General features: G+C 51.6%; 27 protein-coding genes. 6 read left to right on the forward strand and 21 right to left on the reverse strand.

The window, feature by feature from the left end; all coding sequences use genetic code 11:
* Positions 1-67: 67 nt before the first annotated feature.
* The 8 genes from GPM24_RS21660 to GPM24_RS21695 all read right to left on the reverse strand — a co-directional run bounded on the left by GPM24_RS21660 (position 68) and on the right by GPM24_RS21695 (position 8,171).
* On the reverse strand, positions 68-406 hold the full coding sequence (locus tag GPM24_RS21660; RefSeq protein WP_233268933.1) for a winged helix-turn-helix domain-containing protein: 339 nt from the start codon (positions 404-406) through the stop codon (positions 68-70).
* A gap of 267 nt (positions 407-673) precedes the next feature.
* The gene (locus tag GPM24_RS21665) at positions 674-1,108 is read right to left on the reverse strand and encodes a c-type cytochrome (protein WP_158829776.1); all 435 of its coding nucleotides are present in this window, start codon (positions 1,106-1,108) and stop codon (positions 674-676) included.
* Between the two features lie 112 nt (positions 1,109-1,220).
* A complete protein-coding gene (locus tag GPM24_RS21670) occupies positions 1,221-2,396 on the reverse strand; it encodes a PQQ-dependent sugar dehydrogenase (RefSeq protein ID WP_158829778.1) in 1,176 nt (391 codons plus the stop codon).
* Between the two features lie 25 nt (positions 2,397-2,421).
* The gene (locus tag GPM24_RS21675; RefSeq protein WP_158829780.1) at positions 2,422-3,681 is read right to left on the reverse strand and encodes a PQQ-dependent sugar dehydrogenase; all 1,260 of its coding nucleotides are present in this window, start codon (positions 3,679-3,681) and stop codon (positions 2,422-2,424) included.
* A gap of 70 nt (positions 3,682-3,751) precedes the next feature.
* The gene (locus GPM24_RS21680) at positions 3,752-4,909 is read right to left on the reverse strand and encodes a carboxymuconolactone decarboxylase family protein (protein WP_158829782.1); all 1,158 of its coding nucleotides are present in this window, start codon (positions 4,907-4,909) and stop codon (positions 3,752-3,754) included.
* On the reverse strand, positions 4,906-5,565 hold the full coding sequence (locus GPM24_RS21685) for a flavodoxin (protein ID WP_158829784.1): 660 nt from the start codon (positions 5,563-5,565) through the stop codon (positions 4,906-4,908). Before GPM24_RS21685 ends, GPM24_RS21680 begins: the two co-directional genes overlap by 4 nt.
* Positions 5,566-5,740: 175 nt before the next feature.
* A complete protein-coding gene (locus GPM24_RS21690) occupies positions 5,741-6,910 on the reverse strand; it encodes an aldo/keto reductase (protein ID WP_158829786.1) in 1,170 nt (389 codons plus the stop codon).
* Between the two features lie 127 nt (positions 6,911-7,037).
* Complete coding sequence (locus GPM24_RS21695) at positions 7,038-8,171, reverse strand: aldo/keto reductase (protein WP_158829788.1); 1,134 nt, start codon at positions 8,169-8,171, stop codon at positions 7,038-7,040.
* Between the two features lie 31 nt (positions 8,172-8,202).
* On the opposite strand from GPM24_RS21695, the gene GPM24_RS22345 reads away from it, so the two are divergent.
* Positions 8,203-8,331 carry a hypothetical protein gene (locus tag GPM24_RS22345; protein WP_255459144.1) on the forward strand — a complete coding sequence of 43 codons (129 nt, stop codon included), beginning with the start codon at positions 8,203-8,205 and terminating at the stop codon, positions 8,329-8,331.
* Between the two features lie 43 nt (positions 8,332-8,374).
* On the opposite strand, the gene GPM24_RS21700 is transcribed toward GPM24_RS22345, so the two are convergent.
* The 13 genes from GPM24_RS21700 to GPM24_RS21760 form a co-directional block, all read right to left on the reverse strand.
* Complete coding sequence (locus tag GPM24_RS21700) at positions 8,375-9,430, reverse strand: NAD(P)-dependent alcohol dehydrogenase (protein WP_158829790.1); 1,056 nt, start codon at positions 9,428-9,430, stop codon at positions 8,375-8,377.
* 225 nt (positions 9,431-9,655) lie between these two features.
* On the reverse strand, positions 9,656-9,883 hold the full coding sequence (locus GPM24_RS21705) for a hypothetical protein (RefSeq protein ID WP_158829792.1): 228 nt from the start codon (positions 9,881-9,883) through the stop codon (positions 9,656-9,658).
* A 298-nt stretch (positions 9,884-10,181) separates the two neighbouring features.
* Positions 10,182-12,521, reverse strand: a complete 2,340-nt coding sequence (locus GPM24_RS21710) for a xanthine dehydrogenase family protein molybdopterin-binding subunit (RefSeq protein ID WP_158829794.1) — start codon at positions 12,519-12,521, stop codon at positions 10,182-10,184.
* Positions 12,518-13,498, reverse strand: coding sequence for an FAD binding domain-containing protein (locus GPM24_RS21715; protein ID WP_158829796.1), 981 nt, complete (start codon positions 13,496-13,498; stop codon positions 12,518-12,520). Before GPM24_RS21715 ends, GPM24_RS21710 begins: the two co-directional genes overlap by 4 nt.
* 13 nt (positions 13,499-13,511) lie before the next feature.
* Positions 13,512-14,159, reverse strand: a complete 648-nt coding sequence (locus tag GPM24_RS21720; RefSeq protein ID WP_158829798.1) for a (2Fe-2S)-binding protein — start codon at positions 14,157-14,159, stop codon at positions 13,512-13,514.
* A gap of 267 nt (positions 14,160-14,426) precedes the next feature.
* Positions 14,427-14,924 (reverse strand): nuclear transport factor 2 family protein, encoded by a 498-nt coding sequence (locus GPM24_RS21725; RefSeq protein ID WP_158829801.1) that lies wholly within the window; start codon positions 14,922-14,924, stop codon positions 14,427-14,429.
* 27 nt (positions 14,925-14,951) lie between these two features.
* Complete coding sequence (locus GPM24_RS21730; protein ID WP_158829803.1) at positions 14,952-15,410, reverse strand: cupin domain-containing protein; 459 nt, start codon at positions 15,408-15,410, stop codon at positions 14,952-14,954.
* Positions 15,411-15,470: 60 nt separating this feature from the next.
* Positions 15,471-16,454, reverse strand: a complete 984-nt coding sequence (locus tag GPM24_RS21735) for an aldo/keto reductase (RefSeq protein ID WP_158829805.1) — start codon at positions 16,452-16,454, stop codon at positions 15,471-15,473.
* A gap of 9 nt (positions 16,455-16,463) precedes the next feature.
* Positions 16,464-16,859, reverse strand: a complete 396-nt coding sequence (locus GPM24_RS21740) for a (R)-mandelonitrile lyase (protein WP_158829807.1) — start codon at positions 16,857-16,859, stop codon at positions 16,464-16,466.
* Positions 16,860-16,871: 12 nt separating this feature from the next.
* Entirely contained in the window at positions 16,872-17,690 is an 819-nt protein-coding gene (locus GPM24_RS21745) for an aldo/keto reductase (RefSeq protein ID WP_304608918.1), read from the reverse strand.
* A 166-nt stretch (positions 17,691-17,856) separates the two neighbouring features.
* Positions 17,857-19,485 carry a carboxylesterase/lipase family protein gene (locus GPM24_RS21750; RefSeq protein ID WP_158829809.1) on the reverse strand — a complete coding sequence of 543 codons (1,629 nt, stop codon included), beginning with the start codon at positions 19,483-19,485 and terminating at the stop codon, positions 17,857-17,859.
* Positions 19,486-19,568: 83 nt separating this feature from the next.
* A complete protein-coding gene (locus tag GPM24_RS21755; RefSeq protein WP_158829811.1) occupies positions 19,569-20,324 on the reverse strand; it encodes a LytR/AlgR family response regulator transcription factor in 756 nt (251 codons plus the stop codon).
* Positions 20,314-21,327 carry a sensor histidine kinase gene (locus tag GPM24_RS21760; RefSeq protein WP_158829813.1) on the reverse strand — a complete coding sequence of 338 codons (1,014 nt, stop codon included), beginning with the start codon at positions 21,325-21,327 and terminating at the stop codon, positions 20,314-20,316. The genes GPM24_RS21755 and GPM24_RS21760 overlap by 11 nt, the downstream gene beginning before the upstream one ends.
* Between GPM24_RS21760 and GPM24_RS21765 the strand changes: the two genes are divergently transcribed.
* The 5 genes from GPM24_RS21765 (at position 21,326) to moaA (ending at position 26,069) form a co-directional block, all read left to right on the forward strand.
* The gene (locus GPM24_RS21765) at positions 21,326-21,775 is read left to right on the forward strand and encodes a hypothetical protein (protein ID WP_158829815.1); all 450 of its coding nucleotides are present in this window, start codon (positions 21,326-21,328) and stop codon (positions 21,773-21,775) included. The genes GPM24_RS21760 and GPM24_RS21765 overlap by 2 nt on opposite strands.
* Positions 21,776-22,138: 363 nt before the next feature.
* On the forward strand, positions 22,139-22,876 hold the full coding sequence (locus tag GPM24_RS21770; protein WP_369409723.1) for a helix-turn-helix domain-containing protein: 738 nt from the start codon (positions 22,139-22,141) through the stop codon (positions 22,874-22,876).
* 396 nt (positions 22,877-23,272) lie between these two features.
* Entirely contained in the window at positions 23,273-24,424 is a 1,152-nt protein-coding gene (locus GPM24_RS21775; RefSeq protein ID WP_158829819.1) for an XdhC family protein, read from the forward strand.
* Positions 24,421-25,008 carry a nucleotidyltransferase family protein gene (locus GPM24_RS21780; RefSeq protein ID WP_158829821.1) on the forward strand — a complete coding sequence of 196 codons (588 nt, stop codon included), beginning with the start codon at positions 24,421-24,423 and terminating at the stop codon, positions 25,006-25,008. The genes GPM24_RS21775 and GPM24_RS21780 overlap by 4 nt, the downstream gene beginning before the upstream one ends.
* Positions 25,009-25,085: 77 nt before the next feature.
* Positions 25,086-26,069: a GTP 3',8-cyclase MoaA gene (gene moaA, locus GPM24_RS21785; protein WP_233268934.1), complete on the forward strand. Its 984-nt coding sequence runs from the start codon at positions 25,086-25,088 to the stop codon at positions 26,067-26,069.
* The last annotated feature ends 46 nt before the right edge of the window (positions 26,070-26,115 follow it).

Here is a 26,115-nt window from a genome sequence, read left to right on the forward strand (position 1 = left end):
GTTATTCCCATATGGGAATAACGAAAACCGCACATATGTTTGAATATCTTTCTAAAAGATCGGGTCATTAAATATTTATCTGTGCACTGTGCTCCTGCAGAAACTCGCGAAACTTTTGGTGAAAAGCTTTAAACTCCCGAATGGCGTTTAGGCCTTTGGGCGTAACGATGGCCTGTCCGCCGCCTCTTCCACCCCGCTCGGCAATCACGACGGCCTCGCCCAAATGCGTATTCATGTGGTCAATGAATTCCCAGGCCCGCCGGTAAGACATTTTCATTTGCAAAGCGGCCTGCCGGATCGAACCGGAGGCCTGAATTCTTTCCAGCAGTTCCAATCTGCCAGGGCCGAAAACGCGTTCACCATTAATCTCCAGGTATAGCTTACCGGTATATTTCAAATCTTTCACAGGTATGTATGGCTGGGGTTTCTAACTTTTGCAAGCACAACAGGTACTCAAAAGCAGCTTGTTAGGATCGCTCAGGTAATACAAATATACGTGAGAATCCGTAGCATTTTCGAAAAGAGCCAAACTATGTTCGTTAGGCTGCCTGGCTATTACCTAAGGCGCATAGCAGACGGCCGTCATGCACCACTGAATCGGTGCAGTCGAACCCAAGAATCTGTTACTGACCGAACCTGAGGGTAATCTTAAAGATCCACCTAGAATTTTCCACTAGTTTCCAGCAGCTGAAACGGATGATTTTTGGGAAGCGCGCACCTTTCTGACCTCTGCAGCCGTTACCGCGCTGGCCCGATTACCAAAATTGCTGCGCACATACGTCAGTACGGCCGCTATTTCTGCATCCTTTAAAAACGCTTGCGAAGGCATCTCGCCGGCGTACGTATCCCCATTGACTTTGATTTCCCCATTCATGCCGTTCAGTAAGAGGTTGATGATGCTTGTCTTATTGCCCAGCACGTATTCGGTTTTGATCAGCGGCGGGACCATATTCTGCGCGCCGCTGCCGTCGGCCTGGTGACAAGTCACGCAGCGTTGCATATAAACTTTCTCACCGGCCGATAAGGCCGCACCGCTTGTTTTAATTTTCTGCGCCTGCACACCGGCCGATAAAAGGCCGGAGAGGGCGATAAGGAAGCATTTATGCATGAATGCGTATTTTCATTTCAGGCCGGTGACGGCTTCGGTCACCTAGGCTTTTTTATTCGTTTATTGACTCGCCTATTGTGCGGACTTGATGACAGCACTTGTAAACGGGGTTTTATGGCTGCTGATAAGCAATCCGGTAAATAACGCCGGCCAGATCGTCAGAAACCAACATAGAGCCGTCCTTCAGGACGAGGACATCTACCGGCCGTCCCCAGGCCTTTTGCGTGTTCTCGTCGAGCCAGCCGCTGGCAAAAGCTTCATAGCCTGCGGCTTTGCCGTCTTTCATGCGGACCAGACTAACCCGGTAACCGCTTTTTTGGCTGCGGTTCCAGGAGCCGTGTTCCGCGATGAAAATCTGATCCTTGTACGCTGCTGGAAACATGCTTCCGGTATAAAATTTAAGGCCCAGCGGCGCCACATGCGGGCCGAGGTTTTGTGCAGGCGGCGTGAATTCAGACGCCACATGCTCGCCGCCATACTGCGGATCTTTGATTGTCCCGCTGTGGAAATAAGGAAAGCCGAAGTTCATCCCGGCTTTGGGAGCCGTATTCAATTCGCAGAACGGCACATCATCACCCATCATATCCCTGCCGTTGTCGGTAAACCACATCTCCTGGGTTGCCGGACGCCAGGTAAAACCGACCGTATTGCGGATCCCACTGGCGAACTTCTCGATACCCGTTCCATCGTCGTTCATTCGAAAAATCGCGGCGTGGCGATCGTCGGGCAGACCGATATTGACGGGAGAACCGACTGGAACATAAAGTTTGCCATCAGGGCCGAAGGCAATGTATTTCCAGCCGTGTGCCCATTCGGTAGGAAACTGATCGTAAATAATCTCCCCCTTGCCAGGATTCGTGAGATCTTTTTCGATATCGTTGAACCGGGTAATTTTGCTGATCTCCGCAACGTATAGATCACCGTTTTTCAGCGCTACACCATTGGGATTGTTCATGCCGGAGGTAATCACCCACTTTTGATCGGCTTTGTGATCCCCGTCCGTGTCCCGGACGGCAAAAACAGATCCGGGTCTTTGGGTACCAACAAAGAGCGTTCCGGCGGGCGACATGACCATCGACCGGGCACCCTGGACCTCGGCAAACACATGAATAGAAAAACCGGCGGGTAACTTGATGTGATCCAGCGGCAAATCAGCGCTTGCACGTGTAAGGGCGGGTAACGCGGTGACGCCGTCTTTTACACCAGACAGTGTCGGCTCTTTGGTATGCCCCAGGGATACCATCCCTGTCAGTACGGCAGCCAAGGGTATGAGTTGTAAGAGTTTCATATCATCTTTTAGGTAAAGGAATCGTTTACTGGCGGTCAATCCGGTACAACCGGCCGCCATCGGTTATGGCATACAGTGCATTGTCGTTTCCCTGTATGATATCGCGGAACCGTTGCCCTTCGCTTGCCAGCAATCTTTCTTCTCCGGTCACACGGTTATCGGCGATCACCAAACGGACAATGTGCATGCCGCTCAGTGCTGCCACAAAAAGGTTATTTTCCCATTCAGGAATTCGGTTTCCCCGATAGAAAGTCATGCCGCTCGGCGACACCACCGGATCCCAGTAATACACCGGCTGCTCCATGCCGGTTTGCTGCTGGATAGCATTACCGATCGGCTGCCCGCTGTAATCAATGCCATAAGTAATCACCGGCCAGCCATAGTTTGCGCCCGGCCGAATCAAATTGATTTCATCGCCGCCCCTCGGCCCGAGTTCCCCTTCCCATAAGTTCCCTGTAACCGGGTGAAAAGCTAAGCCATGCTGATTGCGGTGCCCGAGCGAGTACACCTCAGGTCGAGCATTCGCCTGTCCGACAAAAGGATTGCCGGCGGCGGGTTGTCCATCAGTCGTGATCCTGATAATTTTACCAATGCCGGAGCTCACCGACTGCGCCTGTACACGGATACCCGGATCGGAACGGTCACCGCTGCTCACGACGAGGTTCCCGTTGCGGTCAAAAATAACCCGGCTACCATATTGATTGGTGCCGGCATACGCCGGCGTGGCCCGGTAAATGACGGTGACATTTTCCATGCTGGCGTCATTGGCCGCGAGCCGGCCTTTAGCCACAGCCAGCACGTTCCCCTCCGGCAGCCTTTCTGAATAAGACCAGTAAACCATGCGATTGGTCGCAAATGCCGGATCCACACATAGACCCAGCAAGCCGCCCTGGCCAGCCGAATTTACGGCCGGAATGCCGCTTACAGCTGCGCTTACCTGGCCCTCCGCACTCACGATCCACATCGTTCCGGCTTTTTCCGTTACCAGAAACCGCCCATCTGGCAGCGCGGCGATGCCCCATGGGGCGGTCAGCGAAGAAGTCAGTACCCGCGACTGGATGGCTGTTGTCGTCCGCACGGCGTTAACCCTCGTCTGGCCTTCGAAAGCCGGCCGGTAACTCGAGTTTGGCGGATTGGTTTCCACGGATGAGGATGGCGGGTTGGTTGTTCCTGGTGGATTCGTCGTTCCCGGCGGATTAGTGGTATCCGGCTCGTTACGTTTTTTACTGCAGGAGAATGCCAGCAGCAAAGTGCTGGCGATGCCGATAAGAATGTAATTTTTCATAGGGTAACAGTTAAATGGATGAATGGCTTCCATAACGCCCTACAAGGCGGGGATAATGGAACGTTGCTATTTAATATTGCTTATTATACTCTTCGTCGCTCACCTTATCTAACCAAACAACGGCGCCCTTGCCGTTACTGGGTCCCAATGCCACATGGGACATGGAGCTATCCCGGGAGGCGCCGTGCCAATGCGGAAGATCAGGCGGGCATTTGATGACATCGCCTTTGCGGATAACGCGGATGGGTTGTCCCTTTTCCTGGTAATACCCCACGCCGTCGGTGACCAGCAGGATCTGACCGGAAGGATGGCGGTGCCAGTTGGAGCGTGCTTTGGGCGCAAAAGTTACATTGCCCACAGAGGTACTGGTGGCCGCGTCGACGCTGGTCAGCATACTGACCCAAACCTCCCCGCTGAAATTACCATTAGTGACTTTTTCCCCTTTGGCAAAAGTAGGTTCTGTTCCGGCAGCAACCGTAGAAGCCGGTTGACCGGAAACCTGGCCTCCCCCGAACATTCCGTCCAGAATTTTAGTGGCCGCACGACCAGCATCCGCGTCTATCGCTGCCCAAAGCGTACCGGCTATCTCCCGCAATTGGGGTTCCGTTAAACCGACGTGTCGCCCCACGTTCAGGTGTCCGCCCAGTTGTCCTTCTGCACCACCCAGGCTGGCCAGGGCAGCAATAGTTGCAATCTCCCGGCTTTGGTAATCTAGATTATTCCGGCTGAAAATATCGGCAAACAAGTGCTCCTTGAGGAAAGTATCGATGATCGGAACGAAAGTTTGCGCTGAACCGGTGGCTGTGCTTCCGGTCAATTGCGTTTGGACGTCTTTGCCAAACGCAAACTTGCCTCTGGGGAAAGTTTGCGCAGATGGTTGCCGGCCGACCGGATCGGATATTCCCTTCTGCTTTCGTTCCGTCAAAAGCCCCTGCAGGGTACTGATGGCATTGAGACTGCGCGGGAAGCCGGTATAGGCATACAGGTGCACTAATATTTCTTTCGTCTCGTTGACGGTCAAGCCTGCGGCAAGCCCCTCTTCCAGCGCCCCCTTCAATCTGACTTGATTCCCTTTCGCCGTGAAAGCAGCGATGGGAATAATGCTTCGCTGCTTCGCCGTTAGCGTGTTCTGGCCCGTTGGTTTATCCTGACCGCGCACCAGCAAAAAAGCAGTTAAAAAAAAGCCCAACAACAAAGTTTTTGCCCAAATTCGGTTACCGCCTCTCATTTTACGAAGTTTAATTTTTGCAGCCAGGTCTTTACTTCTGCCTGCGCCTGTTTTTCCCTATCGCCCTCCATCACAAACAAAATACCATCCCTTTCTATGCCACCCCGGATGGACAGGCCTTCCAAAACCGTGCTGTTCGGACATAATTCTTTGACGGTTTGAAAGCCACTACCGATCCCGTAGCCCGCATTGGTATTAAAGGGAACCACCGTTTTACCCGTCAGACGGTACTGGTTCAAAAAGCTTTTCATCGGCGGGGGCATTTTCATATCCCAGGTCGGAAACCCTACAAACACGACGTCGTACGTATCTAGGCTGTCGACTTTTGTTTTGAGCGGCGGTAAAAAGTTTTCGTTATTCTCCCGCACCACCTGAGCCACCTGGGCCTGATAATTTTGCGGATAGGGATTGACCAGCTCCAGGGCAACCAGTCTTCCGCCAACTTCCCGTTGGATCATTTGGGCGACCGCCTGGGTATTCCGGGTTCTGGATAAATAAACGATCAGCACTTTTTTGCCGGCCAAAGAACCACCGCCCGCCGGGGACGACGTTGTGTTGTTATCTTCACCGGAAGAACGCTGCGCTTTGGAGCAGCTCAGTGTCAGAACGCCGACGGCTATGGTAGTCATCAGGCAGTATATTTTTAAATTTTTCATAGACAACAGTTTAAGTCCGATAAACCTGCGTTGCGCCTAAGGCCGCCGGGCGTTGCAAGCAGAAGTGATCCTGGCGGATAATTTTCCGGCACGCCGGCTTGTACAGACGCAGACACCAATAAGAAACGGAGGCCCTGCAGCACGAATCTTTAACGGATGAATGATGTAACGAGTATTATTTTGGCGGCGCTTCGACACCGGAGAGCGCAAGAACGCCCTGGGGTAACCTGGCGCCTTGTATACGGATCGCGGCAAGTTCTGTATTGAATCTCGCTAATTCGTCCGTGGTAAACCGTACATCGTCAGCATCATTATTTTCCAGCATGTGCGCCATTTGGGTAGTGCCCGGGATGGGTACGATCCAAGGTTTTTGCGCCATCAGCCACGCCAGGGAAACCTGGCCGGGTGTTGCTCGCTTCTGCACAGCCCATCTTTTGACCAAATCTACAAGGGCGAGGTTGTTCGGTAAATTCTGCGGTGAGAAACGAGTCTCCGAGCCGCGAAGATCACCCGGCGCAAAGCGCGTATCAGCAGTGATGGCCCCGGTTAAAAAGGCTACGCCTAGCGGGCTCCAGCAGACAAAGCCGATCCCCAGTTCCTCGCAAAGCGGCAGAATAGTCTCTTCCGGCCCTCTCCACAAAAGGGAGTATTCGTTCTGAATTGCGGTTACCGGATGGATGGCATGTGCCCGTCTGACGGTTTGCGGTCCGGGTTCAGACAGCCCGTAATGCAACACTTTTCCCTGGCGGATCAGGTCTTGAATGGCTCCGACCACATCTTCAATCGGCACGGCAGGATCCACCCGGTGCTGGTACAATAAATCGATGCGGTCCGTGCGCAAACGTTGCAGCATATTTTCCACGACCTGCCGGATTTGTTCCGGGCGGCTGTTGAGACCGGCTAACTGCCTACCGGTCTGCTGGTCAATGTTCCAGCCGAACTTGGTTTCAATGACAATGTTATTTCGGAAAGAGGCGACGGCTTCCCCCAGAATCCGTTCACTCTCCCAAGGTCCGTAAGCTTCTGCCGTATCGAACAAGGTCACTCCGTTGTCGTAAGCTGCACGGATGATATTGAGCATTTCGGGCCGGGAAGGAACGGTACCCTGATAGGTCAGCGGCATATTCTGCACGCCCAGGCCAACCCCGGACACTTCCAGCGTGCCGCCCAGCCGCCGCCGTGCGGTCACCCTGGTATCCGGAGGAGCATTTTCCGGTTCATCCTCTTTGTTGGATTTCCGGCAGGCAGCAGGTAGGATGGCACCGCCCGCCAGTATGAGCCCCGCTTTTAGCGCGTCACGACGACTGAGTCCTGCGTTTGTCTTTTCATTGGTTTTTGCTTCCATGTTTGATCATTTTTACGGGTTTTAAAACTATGACAAGATGAATGTTTACCTATCCAATGCAAGGGCGCCCTCCCGCCTGCAACACCTGATCATCCTGAATGCAGATGCTCTTTTCATGACGTTGGCGCTACTGCTTAGGCGGCGCTTCCACCCCGGAAAGCGAAAGCACAAATTGCGGCAACCTGACTCCTTCTACTTTGATCGCGGACAATTCCGTATTGAAACTGTTTAGTTCCGCCGCGCTAAAATGCACCTTGGCCGCGCCTGTGTTTTCCAGCATATGCGCCATCTGGGTGGTGCCGGGGATCGGAACAATCCAAGGCTGCTTGGCCAGCAGCCAGGCCAGTGATATCTGGCCGGGCGTCGCTTCTTTCTGTGCCGCCCATTTTTTCAGCAGCTCCACCAGTGCTATGTTCTTCGCAATATTTTCGGGAGAAAAGCGGGATTCACCGCCACGGATGTCGCCTGCGGCAAACCGTGTGCCGGCGTCGATAGCGCCGGTCAGAAAGCCTACGCCCAGCGGGCTCCAGCAAACAAAACCGATGCCCAGTTCCTGGCAAAGGGGCAGGATAGCCTCTTCAGGTCCCCGCCATAACAGGGAATATTCGTTTTGAATGGCGGTAACCGGGTGAATCGCATGTGCCCGTCTTACCGTCTGCACTCCGGGCTCCGAGAGGCCGTAATGCAATACCTTTCCCTGCCGGATCAAATCCTGGATCACCCCAACCACATCTTCAATCGGCACTGCCGGATCTACGCGGTGCTGGTATAACAGGTCGATACGGTCAGTGCGCAGGCGCTTAAGCATGCCCTCCACTGCTGTTCTGATATGTTCGGGCTTGCTGTTTAACCCCCCGCGCATCCGGCCGGTTTGCGGGTCAATATCCCAGCCGAATTTTGTTTCGATGACGATTTTATTGCGGAACGGCGCAACGCTTTCACCGAGTATCCGCTCACATTCCAAGGGGCCATAAGCTTCGGCAGTGTCAAATAAAGTAACACCGTTATCATAGGCCGCCCTGATAATTTTGATCATTTCAGTGCGGGAAGGAATCGTTGTCTGGTAAGTACGGCTCATGTTCTGCACCCCAAGACCAATGCTTGAAACTTCCAGTTTGCCGCCAAGCTTACGGCGTGCCGGAGCACTGTTGTTAGCCGGCGTTTCGGGGATCAGGCTTTTGGCGCTCGTGCCGGAAGCCAGTAAGGAAGCCCCGGCAACTGTTAGGCCCGATTTTAAAAGATCACGACGATTAATGTTCATATATTGTTACCTGCGTTTATAAAGATTATCTATGGAAATACTGTACATAAAGACTGATGCTCCCATCCAAAGCAAAGCAAAATTTGTATTACGATTTGAAAAAATAGATGGCTTTGCCATTATCATAGACGAATCTGGCTTTTTTAACCGACCGTTTTAACAAGTTTATTTCAACCCGCACGTGATCCGCCAGCATTCGTGAGTCAATGGTTTTGCAGCGTCCGCATGTCCACTACAAAACGGTACTTCACGTCGCCTTTTTCCAGGCGCTTGAAAGCCTGATCTACGTCCTGAATGGCAATGGTTTCGATGTCCGCGGTAATCCCCCTTTCCGCGCAAAAGTCCAGCATTTCCTGCGTTTCGCCGATGCCGCCGATATTGGAGCCGGCAACGGCTTTCCGTCCATGTACCACGTTTCCTGCACCCATGGGCAGCTGCTCCGGCGGTAAGCCGACCAGCACCAGTGTACCGTCAACCCGTAGCTGATGCAGATAGACATTGATGTCATGCTGAGCAGAAACCGTGTCGATAATTAAGTCCAGCTTACCGGACTGAGGCATCCGGTCTGCATCCGTTGACAAGAACACCTCTGTGGCACCCAATGCCCGTGCATCGTCTGCTTTGGCCTCCGATGTGGTAAATACGGTAACCTCGGCGCCCATCGCGCTCGCCATTTTGATTGCCAGGTGACCGAGCCCGCCAATACCAATAACGCCGACCTTCGATCCCGCGCCTGCTTTCCAATGGCGGAGCGGAGAGTAGACCGTGATACCCGCGCACAGCAAAGGGGCTGCCGCTGCGGCGTCCAAACCGCCGGGAACGCGCAGCACATAATTTTGATCGACGATGATACGCTCTGAAAAACCGCCGAAAGTGTGTCCGCCCAAATGCTTATCCGGCCAGCCGAACACGACCGTGTTACCGGGTTCACAAAACTGTTCCAGACCCGCCTGACAATAGGCACAGTGCCTGCAGGAATCCACCAAACAGCCGACGCCGGTCACATCGCCCACTTTAAATTTGGTAACTTGGTCCCCAGCCGCTGTCACCCGGCCGACAATTTCGTGCCCTGGCACAATCGGGTAAACTGCCCCGCCCCAGTCGTTCCGCAGCACATGCAAATCGGTGTGGCATATACCGCAATACAAAATTTCGATTTCTACATCCTCCGGAAGTAGTGTCCTGCGCGGAATCTGCATCGGTGAGAGCGATTCCTCAGCGGACGCGGTGCCATAGGCTTTGACTTCTTTGGTTTCCATATCAGTTCATTTTTAATTCTTAATCCAATCACAGTGGACGGTCAGTGACCACCTGAAAGAACGGCAAAAACAAATGTCTTACCTTTTGCATGGCGATATGGTATACAGATTACGGATATGTATACCATTTTTACGGATTCAAGTATCTTCAACAAGCAACCAGCCCAAACCCCCGGCTTTGACCAAACGGTAAAGAGGGCATTAGTCGGTATTTCTTAATTCCCGCTATTGAAGAAAGAATAAGCCACGAAAAGCGTTGAAAAGAATTGAACAGATGAGGCCGAATGAGCCTGGAGGTGGTGGATTTGGGAACAAGCCTGGTGGAATGGCTTCCATACTATCGGGCTGGCCATTTCCCGACCCTGTCACCGTAGCTGTGGCGAACACTGATGATAGGCCAAACAACATAAAGTTCCACGTTACCTTTAAAAGCATTAGCACGGGTGATTCCATCCCGCTCAATCACGGCCGCATAGCGAATCCGAAGATGAAAACAACGGAGGTGTAAGAGTTGCTCACCTCCGCTAAGACCACAGGCTACAGCACGGGTGCGGATGCAGAAAGCTGGCATATGGTAGTGGCAACTATCAGTTGTCGGCGGCTCATATGAACCGCCGACCGACCAAGCGAGAAGGCCCGCTCGGATAGAATCAGCTTACCAAGATGGTCTTGCGCCCGCATCCGGCTTACTTTTTAACAGCTTCCGGTTGGTATAGGATGCCCTGTTTTAACCAACTAAGCGCTGGCAAACCTAGGCGGCAGGCATCTTTTCAATCAGTTTCTCAGGACGTATCGGCAATTCCCGTATCCGAACCCCTGTTGCATGATACACCGCATTGACAATGGCGGCTGCCAGCCCGGTGATCCCGATCTCTCCGACCCCGCGTGCCCCAATGGGCGAAATCAGTGTATCAGGTTCATCAATAAACTTTACTTCGAAACTGCCCATATCTGCATGGACAGGTACGAGGTAATTCGCCAGATCCCGGGTAATGATACGACCACGGTTAGGATCATATTCGGAACCTTCCATCAGTGCCATACCGATCCCGAAAATCTGACCGCCCATAATTTGATTAGCGGCGGTTTTTTGGTTCATCACCTTACCCACATCCATCACGCCAACAACTTTGTCGATATACACTTTGCCAAGTTCAGGATCGACCAAGACTTTTACAAACTGCGCGCCAAAAGAATGGAAAGAGTATTTTTTCCGGTCTACCGCCTCGTCAGCCTTAACAGCCGGGTTGTTTTTACTTTCCTCTGTTGCCGTATCATCGCCGCCGCCTGCTGCTGGGTTAGCTTCCGAGGTTTCCCTGGTCGTTGCGTTAGTAACCGCCTGGGCTTCCACTTGGTTCATATGGTTACGGCTCATCACCTGCAAATAGGATTCACCTTTGCTGTTATTTGTTCTGGATACGAGCTTGCCATCGATTAAGATTACATCCTCTTTGCTTTGTTTATATAGCGGGGAGGCTTGATCAGCAACCGCAGCCTCAATCACCTTACCTAGAGCGCCTAACGCCGAGGCACGAATAGCGGGGCCAACGCTGGCGGTAGCCTGTGAGCCGCCGGAAATGGCACCCTGCGGAAAATCACTGTCTCCCAGCATGATCTTTACTTTGTCCAGCGGCAGGTTCAGCGTGTCAGCTGCAAGCTGGGTCATGACCGTATAAGTGCCTGTACCAATATCTTGGCTTGAACACATAATCTCCGCATGGCCGTCCGCATATAAAATTGCCTTGGCCGAAGATTTGGCCCGGTTACCCGGATAGGTAGCCGTTGCCATACCGTAACCCACCAGGAAACGCCCCTCCTTCATCGAACGCGGAACAGGGTTACGCCCGAACCAGCCGATCGCGTCGGCCCCCTGCTGATAACATTCTTTCAGTTTCTTCAGTGAAAATGGTTTGTTCTTTTGTGGGTCGATATCCGCGTGGTTGACCAACCTAAGCTGAACAGGGTCCATTTGGAGCTTATAGGCGAGTTCATCAAGTGCGACCTCCAAACTAAACACGCCCGGCGCTTCTCCCGGCGCACGCATAGCAGTGGGCGTTCCCCTGTTAAGCCGAATCAGGCTATGGGTAATATTAACGTTCGGACAGGCGTACAACATGCCCGATGCTTTGCCTGCAGGTTCGAAAAAATCATCCACAAATGAAGTTTCAGTCATGGTTTCATGCTGGAAAGCGGTGAGTTTGCCGCTTTGGTCCGCTGCCAAAGTAACCTGTTGGGTGGTTTGACCCCGGCGGCCTGTCGTTGTAAATAATTGCTGACGGGTAAGTACTAATTTCACCGGACGGTTCACCAGTTTGGCTGCCATGGCGGTCATGACGGTATGCGGCCATTGAAATCCTTTGGAACCGAAGCCGCCGCCAATATAGTATGATATCACCCGTACATTTTCTTTAGGTAACCCCAACAAAGAAGTTAATAATTTCTGGCTGCCATATACGGCCTGCGTAGCATCATAGACCGTCAGCTTTTCACCCTTCCACTCAGCGATGCTGGCATGCGGCTCCATGGCATTATGATGATAGACTGGCGTCGTATAAGTTTCGGAAACACGGACAGCCCCTTGCTGCAATCCGGAGGTCATATCGCCCCGTTTAATCTGGCTCTCTGCGCTGCCGCTGCCTTGTGCAGGCTTATATGCTTTAGCTTTATTATTTTCGAACCCAATCGATGCATCCTGTTTATCATACCTCACTTTAACCAAAGAGGCCGCGTGCACCGCCTGCTCAAAAGTTTCGGCAATGACGACGGCAATATGCTGGCCATCATAAAAGATACGGTCACTTTGCAAAGGCAAAAGGTCTTTCTCTGCAAACTTACCCTGCCCGGCATCTGAAGTCGACGAAAAATGCAATTGCATAGCGTTCTTGTAAGTCATTATCTCCAGAACACCGGGCGCTTTTTTGGCCAGCGTGGTGTCTATATTGCTGATACGACCTTTGGTAATGGTACTCAAAACGGATATACCATAAACCAAGCCGGGCAGTTGAAACTCTGCTGAATAGGTTGCCTTTCCGGTTACCTTCAGGCGTCCGTCTACACGGTCAACAGGTTGACCTACTAATGGTGCGCTCATACTGCTCCTCCTAATTTGGTTAAGGCCTGTACCAGGGTACGTTTGGCCAATTCTATTTTAAATCCATTGTCTTTATAGGCTTTGGCACCTTTTAAGGCAGCCTGTGCTGCGGCTTGGTAAGTTGCCCGGTTGGCCGGTTTACCAATCAGCGCCTGTTCAGCGGCAATGGAGCGCCAGGGTTTCGTGCCGACTCCGCCCAGGGCGATTCGGGCCGATCGTATGGTGCCGCCCTGTATATCCAGCGCTACGGCAGCCGAGGCCAGCGCGAACTGGTACGATGCCCGGTCCCGTGCCTTCAGATAATGTGATTTAGCCAGAAAAGGCAATACCTGCAGCTCGACCGAGGTGATGATTTCCCCAGGGCGCAGGTTATGCTCCAGGTGCGGCGTCTGGCCAGGCAGTAAATGAAAATCCGCAAAGGGTATAACACGTACGCCTTTAGGACCTTGCACGTTTATAGTTGCACCCAGGGCGGCCATGGCCACGCACATATCACTGGGATGGGTGGCAATACACTGATCGCTGGTACCCAGTATGGCGTTTTCACGGTTATGACCAGGTATGGCCGAGCAGCCTGAACCAGGCTCGCGCTTGTTGCAGGGAAACTGCGTATCATAAAAATACGGACAGCGGGTGCGCTGCATCAGGTTGCCACCCGTACTGGCAGCATTCCGCAACTGCGCGGAAGCCCCTGCCAGGATGGCCTCGGACAAGACTGGAAAATGCTCCATGATCAGGGGATGATAAGCCAGATCACTGTTCTTTACCAGGGTGCCTATCCTGACATTACCGTTGGGCAACACCTCGATTTTGTCTAAAGCAAGCTGTTTGATGTCAACCAGGGAAGCGGGCTTTTCTATATACAACTTCATCAGATCGATAAGGTTGGTGCCGCCTGCGATAAAGCGGCCGCCTGCAGTTGCCAGACTGATGGCTTGGGGGGTGCTTTGTGCACGGCTGAATTTGAATGGGTTCATGGCTTATGCTGATTTAGGCATTCATTTGTACTTCTTTAATGGCCTCCAGGATGTGCTGGTAAGCGCCGCAACGGCAGATATTACCGCTCATGGCTTCGCGTATCTCTGCATCATTTTTGGCATGGCCTTCCTTCACCAGGCCCACGGCTGAACAAATTTGCCCCGGTGTGCAATAGCCGCATTGAAAAGCATCGTGCTTCACAAAAGCTTCCTGCATCGGGTGCAGTTCCTCACCGTTCGCCAATCCTTCGATCGTTGTGACAGATGCTCCTTCGCACATCGCTACGAGTTGCAGGCAGGAATTCATGCGGTGACCATCGATCAGCACGGTACAAGCACCGCATTGGCCATGGTCGCAACCTTTTTTGCTGCCGGGCAAACTCAATCGTTCGCGTAAAGCGTCCAGGAGCGTCACCCTGGAATCCATAGTCAAGGTTTGGGCTTTGCCGTTGATGGTCAGATGAGTCGTCACCAGCTCAGTTCCTAGACTTAACGGTTCGCCGGATTCTGCAACAGCCGGAACTGCGTTGGCCACCAGCGGTGTAACCGCTGCGGCGGCGCCGGCCAGACCCAGCTGGGCCAAAAACTTTCGCCGGCTGGATCCACCTGAAGACCATTGGTCTTCACGAGAGGCATTCTCTTCAAATTTCTGATTCTCCATGCGATAAAATTTAACGGGTAAGCTATTATGCAACGCTTTACCGGAAACAATGTTTAGACATCAAAAGCACTAATAAGCGCGGAAAGGTGCTGGGCGGTCGGTTGATCTGGTCTGCGCACTGTCGGGAAAATTAATTCGGGCTAAAAACTTGTTCGACGCTTTTTGAAGCAATTTTGTTCTCGCCGTAAGGAAGCTATAATCTCCCCCTTTCCCGTTGAAGCGCCTTCATCAAGACAATAAAGCGGCTGCAGTTACCCCCGATCGCTTTTAATGCTGCTGCTGATTACCGGCCATTTTTACAGGCCGAAGCAAAGTTGAAAAGGTGAGGGACCCCATGTTCCATTTACCATTTTCCTTCATGTAAACCTCCGTGACCATAAAAGCGTGGGTCACTTCATTGCCGCCAACTACCGCCAGCAGGTCTATGTCATTTAATAAAATGGCTGTATTTCCGAAGATATTTACGGAAGCACCATAGACTTCAGCTTTCTTGTACCAGATCCCGCCACTTTTAATGGTATTCAATTCCTGGGTTTTGCCCCAGCTGCCGCCCATATGAACGAACACACATTTCTCGGCAAATAAGCCGTTCAGCGCATCGACATTCTTGTCGGCCATCCAGGTCCATTTGCTTTTCGACAGGTCCAGGACTGCCTGTTCCTCTTTGGTTGTGGTGGTGCCTGGTGAATTCGGCAGTTTCGCCTGCGCACGTGCTAACTGCAAGGTTGCTAGACAAAACAGCATTACAATAATTGCTTTTTTCATCGGGTTGGTTTTATAATTGGTTTGTGGTTAGTTTCGGGCGCTGTTGTATTCCACGTCCGAGACACGCTGGAGCCAGACGGTTTTGTTCTTTTTGCTGTTGGTGCTTACCGCGATGTAAGTAAAACTGCTTTTCGGTGCAGCACCGTGCCAGTGCGTTACGCCGGGAGCACATTTGATGATATCCCCTTGGTGAACGACCTGTACCGGCTTTCCTTTTTCCTGGTAATATCCTGTTCCCTCGGTGATCATTAAGACCTGTCCGGCGGGATGAATGTGCCAGTCCAGCTTTGCACCGGGCGCAAACGTAGCCGTTGCTATGCCAATATCCAGCAGGCTGTCCGGCGGATTCAATTCTTTCAGCCACACGGTGCCCGTATGATTATTGACTGTAGCAATTTCTCCTTTTGGGAAAATGGGTGTACGCTGCGAGAACGCAGCTGCACTTAGGAGGACTAAGCTCAACGTCAGCAATATCAGTGTTTTCATAGGCTTATGGGTATAGTTGGTAACAAGGCGGAAAGCCTGCCTTCCGCCTTGCCGCATGGATTAACGGTTGATCATTTTCTGTCCTTGTTCGTTGTAACGGTCGCCCTGTACCTCGACTTTTGAAACCGCTTCCTGAATCTGGCTGAGATCAGCAGGGGAAATTTCAATTTCTGCCGCGCCCAGATTTTCTTCCAGACGGTGCAGCTTCGTAGTACCAGGAATGGGAACGATCCACGGCTTTTGCGCCAGCAGCCAGGCTAAGGCAATCTGTGCCGGTGTTGCATTTTTATCTGTTGCAATCCTAGCCAGCAAATCAACTAAAGCTTGATTGGCTTTGCGGTTCTCTTCTGAAAAACGGGGTACGGTGTTGCGAAAATCACTTTTGTCAAACTGCGTATTTTCATTGATCGCACCGGTTAAAAAGCCTTTGCCTAAGGGGCTGAATGGGACGAAGCCAATACCCAACTCTTCCAGTGTGGGCAATATCTCTTGTTCCGGCTCACGCCACCAAAGGGAGTATTCACTTTGTAAAGCTGCTACCGGCTGCACCGCATGCGCCTTGCGAATAGATGCTGCACCGGCTTCAGACATACCGAAATGTTTAACTTTTCCTTCTGCGATCAGGTCTTTGACAGCACCTGCTACATCTTCCATGGGCACGTTCGGATCAACCCGGTGCTGATAAAACAGGTCGATTGCATCAATACGTAAACGCTTAAGCGCGGCCTCTGCTACTTCGCGAATCCGTTCGGGCCGACTGTCAGCACCCAATCCCGGTTTGCCCTCTTTAAAGCCAAATTTCGTCGCAATGACTACCTGGTTGCGGTACGGCGCCAAAGCTTCACCCAGTAATTCTTCATTTTCAAACGGACCATAAGCTTCTGCCGTGTCGAAAAAGGTCACGCCACGTTCTACCGCTGCATGTAATAATTTAATGGCTTCACTCTTATCTGTTGCAGGGCCGTAGCCAAAGCTTAAGCCCATACAACCTAATCCCAAAGCAGATACTTCTAGTCCGCTATTTCCTAATTGTCTCTTTTTCATGTTTAATTTTTAACTGTTGTAATGTTCATCAGTTACCTGTTCCATCCAGTTTACGGGTGAGCCATTCTCTTTTTCCTGAACAGCAATGTGGCTCATAGCCGTAGTCGCAGTTGCGCCATGCCAGTGCTTTTCATTGGGTTCAAAGTAAACCACATCGCCCGGAAAGATATTCACTTTAGCATCACCTTCGCGCTGTATCCAACCTGCACCGGCGGTAATAATGATCGTTTGACCGTAAGGGTGCGTATGCCAGGCCGTACGTGCGCCAGGTTCAAAGGTGACCAGCGCCATGGATACACGGGCAGGCTCAGGCGGTTCATTCAGGGCATCGATTCTTACCGTTCCTGTAAAATAATCAGCAGGACCTTTTGCTGAAGGTTTGGAGCCTATGCGTTGGATTTTCATAGTTGTAGCTGCTTAATTATTCAATTTTCTTTCACCCAGCCATTTTACCATAGCAGGATCGCGGTGGTCAAAGAAGCTGCTGGTTTTGCTGTCAAGGGACAGGATCTTTTCCATTTCCTCTGCGGTCAATTCGAAATCCAGGCTGTTCAGGTTCTCCGCCATACGTTCTTTCCGAACGGATTTAGGAATAGCCACAACACCTCTTTGCGTCAGCCAGCGCAAAACCACCTGAGCAATAGATTTGTTATACTTCTCACCGATAGATTTAAGCAGCTCATTTTGGAATAAATCGTTTTTGCCTTCTGCAAATGGCCCCCACGACTCAATTTGCACGTTATTTTCCTGCATGAATTGCTGCGCCTCATGCTGCTGGTGAAACGGATGGGTTTCTACCTGGTTGACTGCCGGAACCACCTCGTTATGGATGATCAGGTCGATCAGCCTGTCCGGTTGAAAATTGCTGACCCCGATGGCCCTGACCTTACCTTCTTTATACAATTCTTCCATTGCGCGCCATTCACCATAAACGTCGCCAAAAGGCTGATGAATAAGGTACAGGTCCAGGTAGTCCAGTTGCAGCTTTTTTAAGGAGTCTTCAAACGCTTGCTTTGTGCCTTCGTATCCTTTAGACTGTATCCAAAGCTTGGTGGTGATAAACAGCTCCTCCCTCGCTATGCCGCTGCGCTTGATGGCTTTACCCACTGCTTCTTCGTTCATGTAAGATTGCGCGGTATCTATTAACCGGTAGCCGGTTTCAATGGCGTCTGCCACACTTCTTTCACACTCTGCCAGGTCGGTCACCTGAAAAACACCGAATCCGAGGATCGGCATTTCTACGCCGTTGTTCAATTTTACTGTATTCATGTTTCTTTTGAGATTATAGGTACAAAGTTCATACCTGTTATCCCCGAAAGGATGATACAGATTACGGACATTTATACCATTTTTACAGGTTGTGGAAGTCATGTGCAGCGCAGCAGCCTGATGGGATGCCGTATCACCGCAAGCTGCCTGACGTCACAGCCTTTTCTATCACGTCCAGTCTTGCCTTTCGGGGATCGGCTTTGCCCACTGCGGAACCATCCGGCTGAATCTCTAGCAGCTGATTGTTCTTTGGGTCATAGACCGGCCATTCCGGCAATCCGCCTCCATTGGGATTGCCGGTTTTGGCGAAATTCGACCAATAAGTGTTCATCATCCTGGCGACCTCAGCGTCCCGGGGTGTTGCCGCCGCTCTGTTTCTGGCGCTCAGGTTGTCAAAGACATAGCCAATTTCAGAAGCGTGGGCCGCCCCATACCGCATGAACTGCTGCATGGCGGGAGAAACGTAGTTGAAGAGATAAATATAGGCCGGCATGCCGCCTGCGACCACAGCCTTTGCCGTGAACCGGGCCGGCTCCGCCCATACTTTGTCCGTGTTTACCAGCGTGAGCATTTTTGCAAATTCAATATTCCCTTCCGGATCATAAACCGCTCCAGCTTCCGCCTGCTTATTTCCGAAAAGGCTAAGCAGGGCTTCTTTAGAACTGGCATTGACAAAGCCTGCCGGCACTTCTGCACTGTTCGATCCGATGAGGACCGGGACCTTTGCCTGCCTGCCGGCCTCGTAAGCACGCTGTGCTGTTTCCACCACGAGTTTACCATCGAGGATGGGACCTGAATACGTCAGCAGGCCTCCCGGACCGCTTGTTTCCTGGCCACCATCTACAATTTCGGACGCGCTGAGAGACCGCAGCTTTTCCAATGCGGCCGCATCGCTACCTTCGATCCCGTGCTTCTTCGCGAAGTTCAAACCGATGGTCTCTGCCGATACCGGATAATAAGGATCTGCGTTGTCTTTTCGAATCGGGCGTCCGGTCAATACGCCGTCACGGCCTCCCCCGGATTCTATAATGGCCTTTTGAAATAAGCCTCTCGCGGCCGGAATGGTCAGCAGCGACTGAACTGAAACGCCACCGGCGGACTCTCCGAATATGGTCACATTGCCCGGGTTACCGCCAAAGGCAGCAATATTTTCTTTCACCCACTTAAGCGCAGCGATTTCGTCCAGATAGGCATAGTTACCTTTGGGTTCCTCCGGATGTTCTTTACTGAGCGCGGGAAATGCAAAGAAGCCCATACGGCCGACGCGGTAGTTGAAGGTCACCAGGATAACGCCCTGCCTGGCGAAGCTGGAGCCCGAATATTCAGGTTGGGAACCGCTCCCGAAGACAAAACCACCGCCGTAAATCCAGACCATAACGGGCAGATTCGCGCCTGGGGAGGCTCCGGCAGGTTTCCAAACATTCAGGTAAAGACAATCTTCGGAAGATGTCGGACTGATCCCGCCGGCCCTTTGCCCAAATCCGGCTTGCGCCGGGTCAGGACCAAACTTCGTGGCATCCCGTTCGCCTTGCCAGGCCAGACAGGGCTGCGGAGGACGCCAGCGGTTGGGACCAACGGGCGGAGCCGCATAGGGAATGCCTTTAAAGCTGGAAACATCGCCGGCAGTTTCGCCCCGCAAAACGCCGTAAGGAGTGGAAACCTTCGGCGCGCGGGCGTCTCCGTCCGTTTCGTGCTGCTGGGCAAAGGCTGCATGGCCGATGAACACGGCCACTAGGAGCCGACTAAATGCTTTGGTGATCATGATCGTTTTTCATTTAAAAATTACAATTGGGTTGTTACTGCCGCTCCCGGTGATGCAGATGACCGGACGCCGAATAGCTTGCGCTACAGCACCCATTTACTTAAAAAATTATTAAAATCTTCTTTGAATTGCTCGCTAACGGCAATGGTGGTCTGGCCTACCAGCACGGATGTTTTGGTGGCTGATTTGATTGCGCCGGCAGCAACGATGAACGAGCGGTGCAAACGCAAAAACATTTCGGGCGGTAGCTTTTCCTGAAGCCGCTTGAGGCTGGTCAGGGTCAGTAAAGGCTTATCCATTGATTTGAGAAAGACCTTTACATAGTCCTTTAAGCCCTCGATGTACAGGATGTCGTCAACATCTATTTTGACCAACTGATGCTCCACCTTCAGGTAAATATAGGGCCTGCCCTGCTGAGCTGGCTTGGTTTCCATTCCAGCGGCCTGCAAGCTATTTTCAAACATCGCAAAATAGTTCTTTGCCTTCTCGGCTGCTCTGGAGAAATCGACGAAGCTGAAAGGCTTTACCAGATAGTCCATGGCATCCACTTTAAACCCATCGAGCGCATACTGGTCATAGGCCGTCGTAAAAATGATACGCAGGCTGTTTTTCTTGTCAGATTGACCGATGATACGGGCGAGTTCGATACCGTTCAGATCCGCCATGCGGATGTCCAGAAAGACAAGGTTCAGCTGTGGATTCTGGTGAATTTCTGCCAACGCAGCAATCGCATTATTATACCGGCCTACCAAATTTAAGTAGGACGTTTGCGTGATGTAGGAGACAACGAGGTCCAGCGCGGCAGGCTCGTCGTCTACGGCGATACAATTAATGCTCATCAGTATACAAGGTTAATTTAACGACGAATTCCTTTGCAAAATCATCAGGTTCAGCGATCAATTCATATCTGCCCGGATAAATCAAGTCTAACCGTCGCCGCGTGTTGCTAATCCCAATGCCATTACCGTCATCCAGCTGTTTGGCCAAACCACTGAACAGAGAGTTCCGGACCTCGAACGTCAGCCTGCCGTCCTTTTCAGACAATTCGATATACACATAGCTGGGGTTTACGGCACTGATGCCGTGCTTGAAAGCGTTTTCTATAAATGGCAGAAAAAGCATCGGCGCAATCAACAGGACGGGAAGGTCCGGCTGTGTGTCAAAAATGATTTGAACGTCCCGGTTGATGCGAACCTTCATTAAAGTGATGTAATCTTCAATGAATTCTATCTCTTTCTGAAGAGAGGTCTGTTCATTTTTAGTTTCATATAATACATACCGCATCATATGGGAGAGGGAATAAATGGAGCTTTTTGCCGAATCCGGGTTGGTGTCCATCAGCGCATAGATGGTATGCAGAATATTGAAGAAAAAGTGAGGGTTGATCTGTGACTTCAGGAAGGCCAACTCCGCTCCCACTCTTTCTTTCTCGGATATCTCGAAAGCCAACTGATTTTTCTGGAGCCTTTTGGCAACGACCGAAACATAGCTCAAGGCGAGAATCATGATCGAGAGTACTACGATCCAGGTTGCTGTAAAATGATGGTTGGGACGATAAGGATGACCCGGGGTAGAAAAGCGCTTGATAAAAGCAGCATCTACACCAATAAATTCAGCGAACCAAAGATTGGCTATGACGAGGAAGTAGATGACCAGGATCAGGACGAGCAGGTACGGAAGCCCCCAAAACCGGTTGGCGAGTTTGGGATAGAATACATGCATATTCGCAAAATACAGGCCGGCAAACAGGGCGTTTTCTGCAATTTGCTTCATCCAGAACTCCCGCGGCATATCGTCTGCCTTCGCCAGTTGCATAATCAGCAGGGCGAACAGGGCGATCATGACGACGAAGTCGATGGAAAATAAAGCCTTGAGAACGTTTTTTTTAGTATTCATTGACAAAACAGTTCCTGTTAAAATGCGCTTTGCATTCCGGCAAAGCGCATTGATAAAGGGTAATCACAAAACCCTCAGCTATGAACCATTGCAAAATGCGCCTTTTTTGCGGAGACGGCTTTCACCAATAGACGGTTGCAGTGAAATCATAGATGAACGCGTCTTTACCATCTACCGGACCGTCATGCCCTTCACCGTCGGGAAAAAACCACTGACCGTCGAGAATATTCCCTTAACGGTCTATAAAAATGTGAAAGCGAATGAATTATGTTTTCCTTTGACTATTGCAATGGCGCACAGGCCGGACCACCCTCCCTGGTTCCCAGCAGTGACATCCTACCACTTCGCACATGGGTATCACGTAACGGGAATTCAAAAGGTGGTCCAAGGTTAGCGCAGTAGCGTTTGATCAACTGGTTATTTATCCAGAAGGAACAACAATAAATGGCATCGGAGCACACGGTACAAAAGTCAAATCTTTTGCTCGGAACGATATGATACAGATTACGGGTATTATTACCATTATTACTGATTTTAGGAAAAGCAATGGTGATCAGGCCAATAATAAATTAAATTCGATTATTTAAAACGGATTAACATGGATGAGATCAGACGGTTCAATACCATTAGCGAATATAACAGCTTCAATAATAACGAGACGAAACACCCACTGGTGAGTGTGGTCGATCTGTCAAAAGCCAGTCCCAGAACGGGATCACGCATGTATTTCGGATTTTACATTGTTTTTTTGAAGGAAGTGAAATGCGGGGACCTTGTTTATGGCAGGAACACTTACGATTACCAGGAAGGCACTTTAGTTTTTATGGCACCGGGCCAGGTGGCAGGCGTCAACAGCAATGGGGAAACGTACCAGCCTAAAGGTAAGGTGCTGGTGTTCCACCCGGACCTGATACACGGGACTTCTTTGGGCCGTCATATTCAGGATTACACCTTTTTCGGTTACCAGTCGAGTGAGGCTTTACACTTGTCGGAACGTGAAAGAGGCATTGTGCTGGATTGCTTCTCCAAGATAGATTACGAGCTGGAGCGCGGGGTGGATAAACACAGTAAAAGGTTGATCGTGTCGAATATTGAACTTTTCCTGGACTACAGCACACGCTTTTATGACCGGCAATTTATCACCCGGGATCATGTGCATCAGGGTATCATCGAAAGATTCGAGCGGTTACTGAACGACTTCTTTGCTTCGGAAAAACCGCAAACGGTTGGCTTGCCATCGGTGGCCTATTGCGCGGAACAGCTTTATTTATCGCCGAATTATTTTGGTGACCTGGTCAAAAAGGAAACCGGCAGAACGGCGCAGGAATATATTCAGGACAAGCTCATTGACATGGCTAAAGAAAAGATATATGACGGCAGCAAGACGGTGAACCAGATTGCCTTGGAACTGGGTTACAAATACCCGCAGCACTTCGTCAGGTTATTCAAAAAGCGGGTTGGTCATACCCCGCTTGAATTCCGGTCGCTGAATTAAGACCAGGCCAGGGCTCACCTAAATGGTTTGCCCATCAGCATAAAGATACTGATTGTGATAAGGTAACGGGTGATCCGCCTGAGGGCACAAGCGTTCCGGCAAGCAACGGAAAGCTTTCCACGGGTTTCGTTTCTACCCTGCAAGCGCAGGGCTTCCGAAAAAAGGTCCAGATTTGAGGTCCGGTCAAAAAAAGGCGGCTAGACCCTCTGGTAAAGGAAAAGCCGGTGGCGATTCACCCCGCCCGGAAAACCGCGCAGATGTTCAGCGCCGATTCGATCACATGAAGTACCCGGCACGGCCCGCGTGTTCGGCGGCATTGACCGATGGGGTTGTTGACCGGAGAGGTAAGCGTGCCGGAAAGCTGCGTTTGACAAGTTAGCAATTGGAACAGGAATCATGAAAGAATTAAAGGAAATCACTACAGCGTATGACCGCGCACAGCGCGCCGGCAAACAGACGGCGCTGGCTACCGTCGTTCACGTAGAGGGCTCGTCCTACCGGCGGGCGGGCGCCCGTATGCTGGTGACCGAGGATGGACAATTGACGGGGGCCATCAGCGGCGGCTGCCTCGAAGGAGACGCGCTCAGGAAAGCCCGTCTGGCTATGGCGCAACGGAAGGCCGTGCTGGTTACCTATGACACTACCGACGAAGATGATGCAAAGCTTGGTGTAGGACTCGGTTGTAACGGCATTATACAGATCCTGATAGAGCCAATCGATGCCGGTTTCGCTTTAAACCCGATTGTGCTGTTCAAAACGCTGCTGAGCAAACGCGAGGCGGTGGTCCTGATCACGATTTTCAACATGGAAGACCGTCACCAAAACCAGTACGGCACCTGCATGCTCATTGACCGCGACGGCCGGAGTATCGGAACCCTGTTGCGTCAGGAGGTCGCCGAGGCTGTCGTACACGACGCCCTAAAGGTGCTGCAGCAGCCTGCCCAGCCAGCCAGAACCTACCGGTATGAGAACGGCTACACCTGTCTGATTGAACTTCTGCAACCGGCCATCTCGCTGGTGATCGCCGGCGCAGGGAACGACGCCGTTCCACTGGTGCAGATCGCTAAAGTGCTAGGATGGGAAGTAACGCTTGCCGACGGCCGGGCCAATTATAATACCGCCGAACGCTTTCCCTGGGCGGACAGGCGCATCGTGGCCCGGCCCGATGAGCTTCTGGTACAGCTGATGACAGATAGGCGAACGGTCTTCGTGCTGATGACACATAATTATAATTATGACCTGTCGCTGCTGGGTCAACTGCTTACTTTGCCATTGCCTTACATCGGCGTTCTCGGGCCAAAGTCCCGGCTCATACGTATGCTCGCCGAATGCTACGGTGCGGATGCCCCTTCTGCCGACCGGACCAACATTCATGGCCCGGCAGGATTGGATATCGGCTCAGAGAGTGCGGAAGAGATCGCCCTGTCCATTGTTTCGGAGATACAGTGTGTTTTGAACCAGCGCGACGGCGCTCCGTTGGCAAACAAAGCACATGTTCACGACCGTTACCTGACTGATAAGGAATACACCAACATCGAATCCCTATGAAATTAAGCACCGTCATATTGGCTGCAGGACCTTCCAGACGGCTGGGACAGCCCAAACAGAACCTCCGGTTTAAAGAAAAGACTTTATTGCAGCATGCCATCTTTGCTGCGGGCGGGGTTTCGGATCACGTTCTTGTCGTCCTGGGCGCAAGCCGGGAACGCATCGAAGACACCATCCAGGATTTACCGGTCGAAATTCTGTTTAATGCCAGGTGGTCTGAAGGAATGGCCTACTCCATCCGGACGGCAGTTTCGCACCTGGTGGTTCATTATCCGGTTGTCACCCATATCCTGTTTATGGTCTGTGATCAGCCATTGATTGCTCCTTCTTTTCTGGAGCAGTTAATTCAAACGGCCGGTACATCCGGGCGTGGCATCGTTGCCACGGGTTATAACGGCATTGCGGGCGTCCCTGCAGTATTCAGCGTGAAGTACTATCCAGAGCTGATCGCTCTTGTTGGAGACGAAGGTGCGAGGCAACTCATGCGGACACATCCGGATGATATGCGCGTAGTGCCTTACCTGGATGCTGAGCTGGACATCGACACCGACGACGACTACCAATGGTTGCTGAACAACAAATAAACGGGCTTCAATCGGTGAGGGATAGCGAATGACTCATCCGGCATGGATTACCCCTCACTTCTGGCTTTAACGCACTGATGATGATACAAGATTCTTTTGGCAGAATACATGATTACTTACGGATTTCACTGACGGACAACTGCAACTTCAGGTGTTTTTATTGTATGCCGGATGAGCATTACGATTTTACACCAGCACCGCTCTTGATGCAAGCGGATGAGATCATCGCGCTGGCGAAATTATTTGTCGCGCACGGGGTCAAAAAAATAAGGCTGACTGGCGGAGAGCCGCTGGTCCGGAAGGATGCCGCGGCGATTATTTCGGCATTGGGTCAACTACCGGTCGAACTCGTCATGACGACCAACGGCAGCAGGATCCGCGAGATGATGCCGGTGCTGGCAGAAGCCGGGATCAGGACGATAAACGTTAGCCTGGATACCCTGCAGGAAGAAAAATTCTTACTGGCGACCCGCAGCAAAGTTTACAAACGGGTGCGGGAGAATATTGACCTGTTATTAGACCAAGGTATTGCCGTAAAGATCAACACCGTCGTCATGAAAGGGTTCAATGAGGCGGAGATCAACGATTTTATCGCCTGGACCAAGCTGACGCCTGTAGAGATCAGGTTCATCGAATTTATGCCGTTCAGTGACAACCGGTGGCGGAGCGACCGGGTATTTTCCCACCAGGAAATCCTCGGGTCAATCGGCAGGGCGTACACTTACCGGAGCATTGAACCCCGGCTCAATGAAACGGCTCGCAGATTTGAAGTTCCGGGCCATCAAGGTTCTTTTGCGATCATCGGTACGATGACGGCCCCTTTCTGCAGCACTTGCAACCGAATGCGGTTAACCGCCGATGGAAAGCTCAAAAACTGCCTTTTCTCCACCGGGGAAACCGATCTTCTGCAAGCCCTTCGTGCCGGGGAAGATGTGCTCCCTTTAATTGAGTCCTGTATCAGGCAGAAAAAAGAAGCGCTTGGAGGTCAGTTAGACCAGCACTTCGAACAGTTGGATGCCGGCCTGCTGAAAAACCGGAGTATGATCACCATCGGTGGTTGATTGCGGCAATGGCTTAAACGGCTGACCGATAAAGAACAACCAAAAC

Source organism: Mucilaginibacter lacusdianchii (assembly GCF_009770985.1).
Classification (GTDB): Bacteria; Bacteroidota; Bacteroidia; order Sphingobacteriales; family Sphingobacteriaceae; genus Mucilaginibacter; species Mucilaginibacter lacusdianchii.

What these genes read in the sequence shown, in the direction of transcription:
- GPM24_RS21740 (WP_158829807.1), bottom strand. Translation starts at nt 16,859, where the DNA reads ATGAAAATCCAACGCATAGGCTCCAAACCTTCAGCAAAAGGTCCTGCT.
- GPM24_RS21775 (WP_158829819.1), top strand. Translation starts at nt 23,273, where the DNA reads ATGAAAGAATTAAAGGAAATCACTACAGCGTATGACCGCGCACAGCGC.
- GPM24_RS21725 (WP_158829801.1), bottom strand. Translation starts at nt 14,924, where the DNA reads ATGAAAAAAGCAATTATTGTAATGCTGTTTTGTCTAGCAACCTTGCAG.
- GPM24_RS21675 (WP_158829780.1), bottom strand. Translation starts at nt 3,681, where the DNA reads ATGAAAAATTACATTCTTATCGGCATCGCCAGCACTTTGCTGCTGGCA.
- GPM24_RS21700 (WP_158829790.1), bottom strand. Translation starts at nt 9,430, where the DNA reads ATGGAAACCAAAGAAGTCAAAGCCTATGGCACCGCGTCCGCTGAGGAA.
- GPM24_RS21730 (WP_158829803.1), bottom strand. Translation starts at nt 15,410, where the DNA reads ATGAAAACACTGATATTGCTGACGTTGAGCTTAGTCCTCCTAAGTGCA.
- moaA (WP_233268934.1), top strand. Translation starts at nt 25,086, where the DNA reads ATGATGATACAAGATTCTTTTGGCAGAATACATGATTACTTACGGATT.
- GPM24_RS21765 (WP_158829815.1), top strand. Translation starts at nt 21,326, where the DNA reads ATGACGACGAAGTCGATGGAAAATAAAGCCTTGAGAACGTTTTTTTTA.
- GPM24_RS21745 (WP_304608918.1), bottom strand. Translation starts at nt 17,690, where the DNA reads ATGCCGATCCTCGGATTCGGTGTTTTTCAGGTGACCGACCTGGCAGAG.
- GPM24_RS21715 (WP_158829796.1), bottom strand. Translation starts at nt 13,498, where the DNA reads ATGAACCCATTCAAATTCAGCCGTGCACAAAGCACCCCCCAAGCCATC.
- GPM24_RS21690 (WP_158829786.1), bottom strand. Translation starts at nt 6,910, where the DNA reads ATGGAAGCAAAAACCAATGAAAAGACAAACGCAGGACTCAGTCGTCGT.
- GPM24_RS21695 (WP_158829788.1), bottom strand. Translation starts at nt 8,171, where the DNA reads ATGAACATTAATCGTCGTGATCTTTTAAAATCGGGCCTAACAGTTGCC.
- GPM24_RS21760 (WP_158829813.1), bottom strand. Translation starts at nt 21,327, where the DNA reads ATGATCGCCCTGTTCGCCCTGCTGATTATGCAACTGGCGAAGGCAGAC.
- GPM24_RS21710 (WP_158829794.1), bottom strand. Translation starts at nt 12,521, where the DNA reads ATGAGCGCACCATTAGTAGGTCAACCTGTTGACCGTGTAGACGGACGC.
- GPM24_RS21665 (WP_158829776.1), bottom strand. Translation starts at nt 1,108, where the DNA reads ATGCATAAATGCTTCCTTATCGCCCTCTCCGGCCTTTTATCGGCCGGT.
- GPM24_RS21755 (WP_158829811.1), bottom strand. Translation starts at nt 20,324, where the DNA reads ATGAGCATTAATTGTATCGCCGTAGACGACGAGCCTGCCGCGCTGGAC.
- GPM24_RS21720 (WP_158829798.1), bottom strand. Translation starts at nt 14,159, where the DNA reads ATGGAGAATCAGAAATTTGAAGAGAATGCCTCTCGTGAAGACCAATGG.
- GPM24_RS21735 (WP_158829805.1), bottom strand. Translation starts at nt 16,454, where the DNA reads ATGAAAAAGAGACAATTAGGAAATAGCGGACTAGAAGTATCTGCTTTG.
- GPM24_RS21670 (WP_158829778.1), bottom strand. Translation starts at nt 2,396, where the DNA reads ATGAAACTCTTACAACTCATACCCTTGGCTGCCGTACTGACAGGGATG.
- GPM24_RS22345 (WP_255459144.1), top strand. Translation starts at nt 8,203, where the DNA reads ATGGAAATACTGTACATAAAGACTGATGCTCCCATCCAAAGCAAAGCA.
- GPM24_RS21705 (WP_158829792.1), bottom strand. Translation starts at nt 9,883, where the DNA reads ATGGAATCACCCGTGCTAATGCTTTTAAAGGTAACGTGGAACTTTATG.
- GPM24_RS21750 (WP_158829809.1), bottom strand. Translation starts at nt 19,485, where the DNA reads ATGATCACCAAAGCATTTAGTCGGCTCCTAGTGGCCGTGTTCATCGGC.
- GPM24_RS21685 (WP_158829784.1), bottom strand. Translation starts at nt 5,565, where the DNA reads ATGAAAAATTTAAAAATATACTGCCTGATGACTACCATAGCCGTCGGC.
- GPM24_RS21780 (WP_158829821.1), top strand. Translation starts at nt 24,421, where the DNA reads ATGAAATTAAGCACCGTCATATTGGCTGCAGGACCTTCCAGACGGCTG.
- GPM24_RS21680 (WP_158829782.1), bottom strand. Translation starts at nt 4,909, where the DNA reads ATGAGAGGCGGTAACCGAATTTGGGCAAAAACTTTGTTGTTGGGCTTT.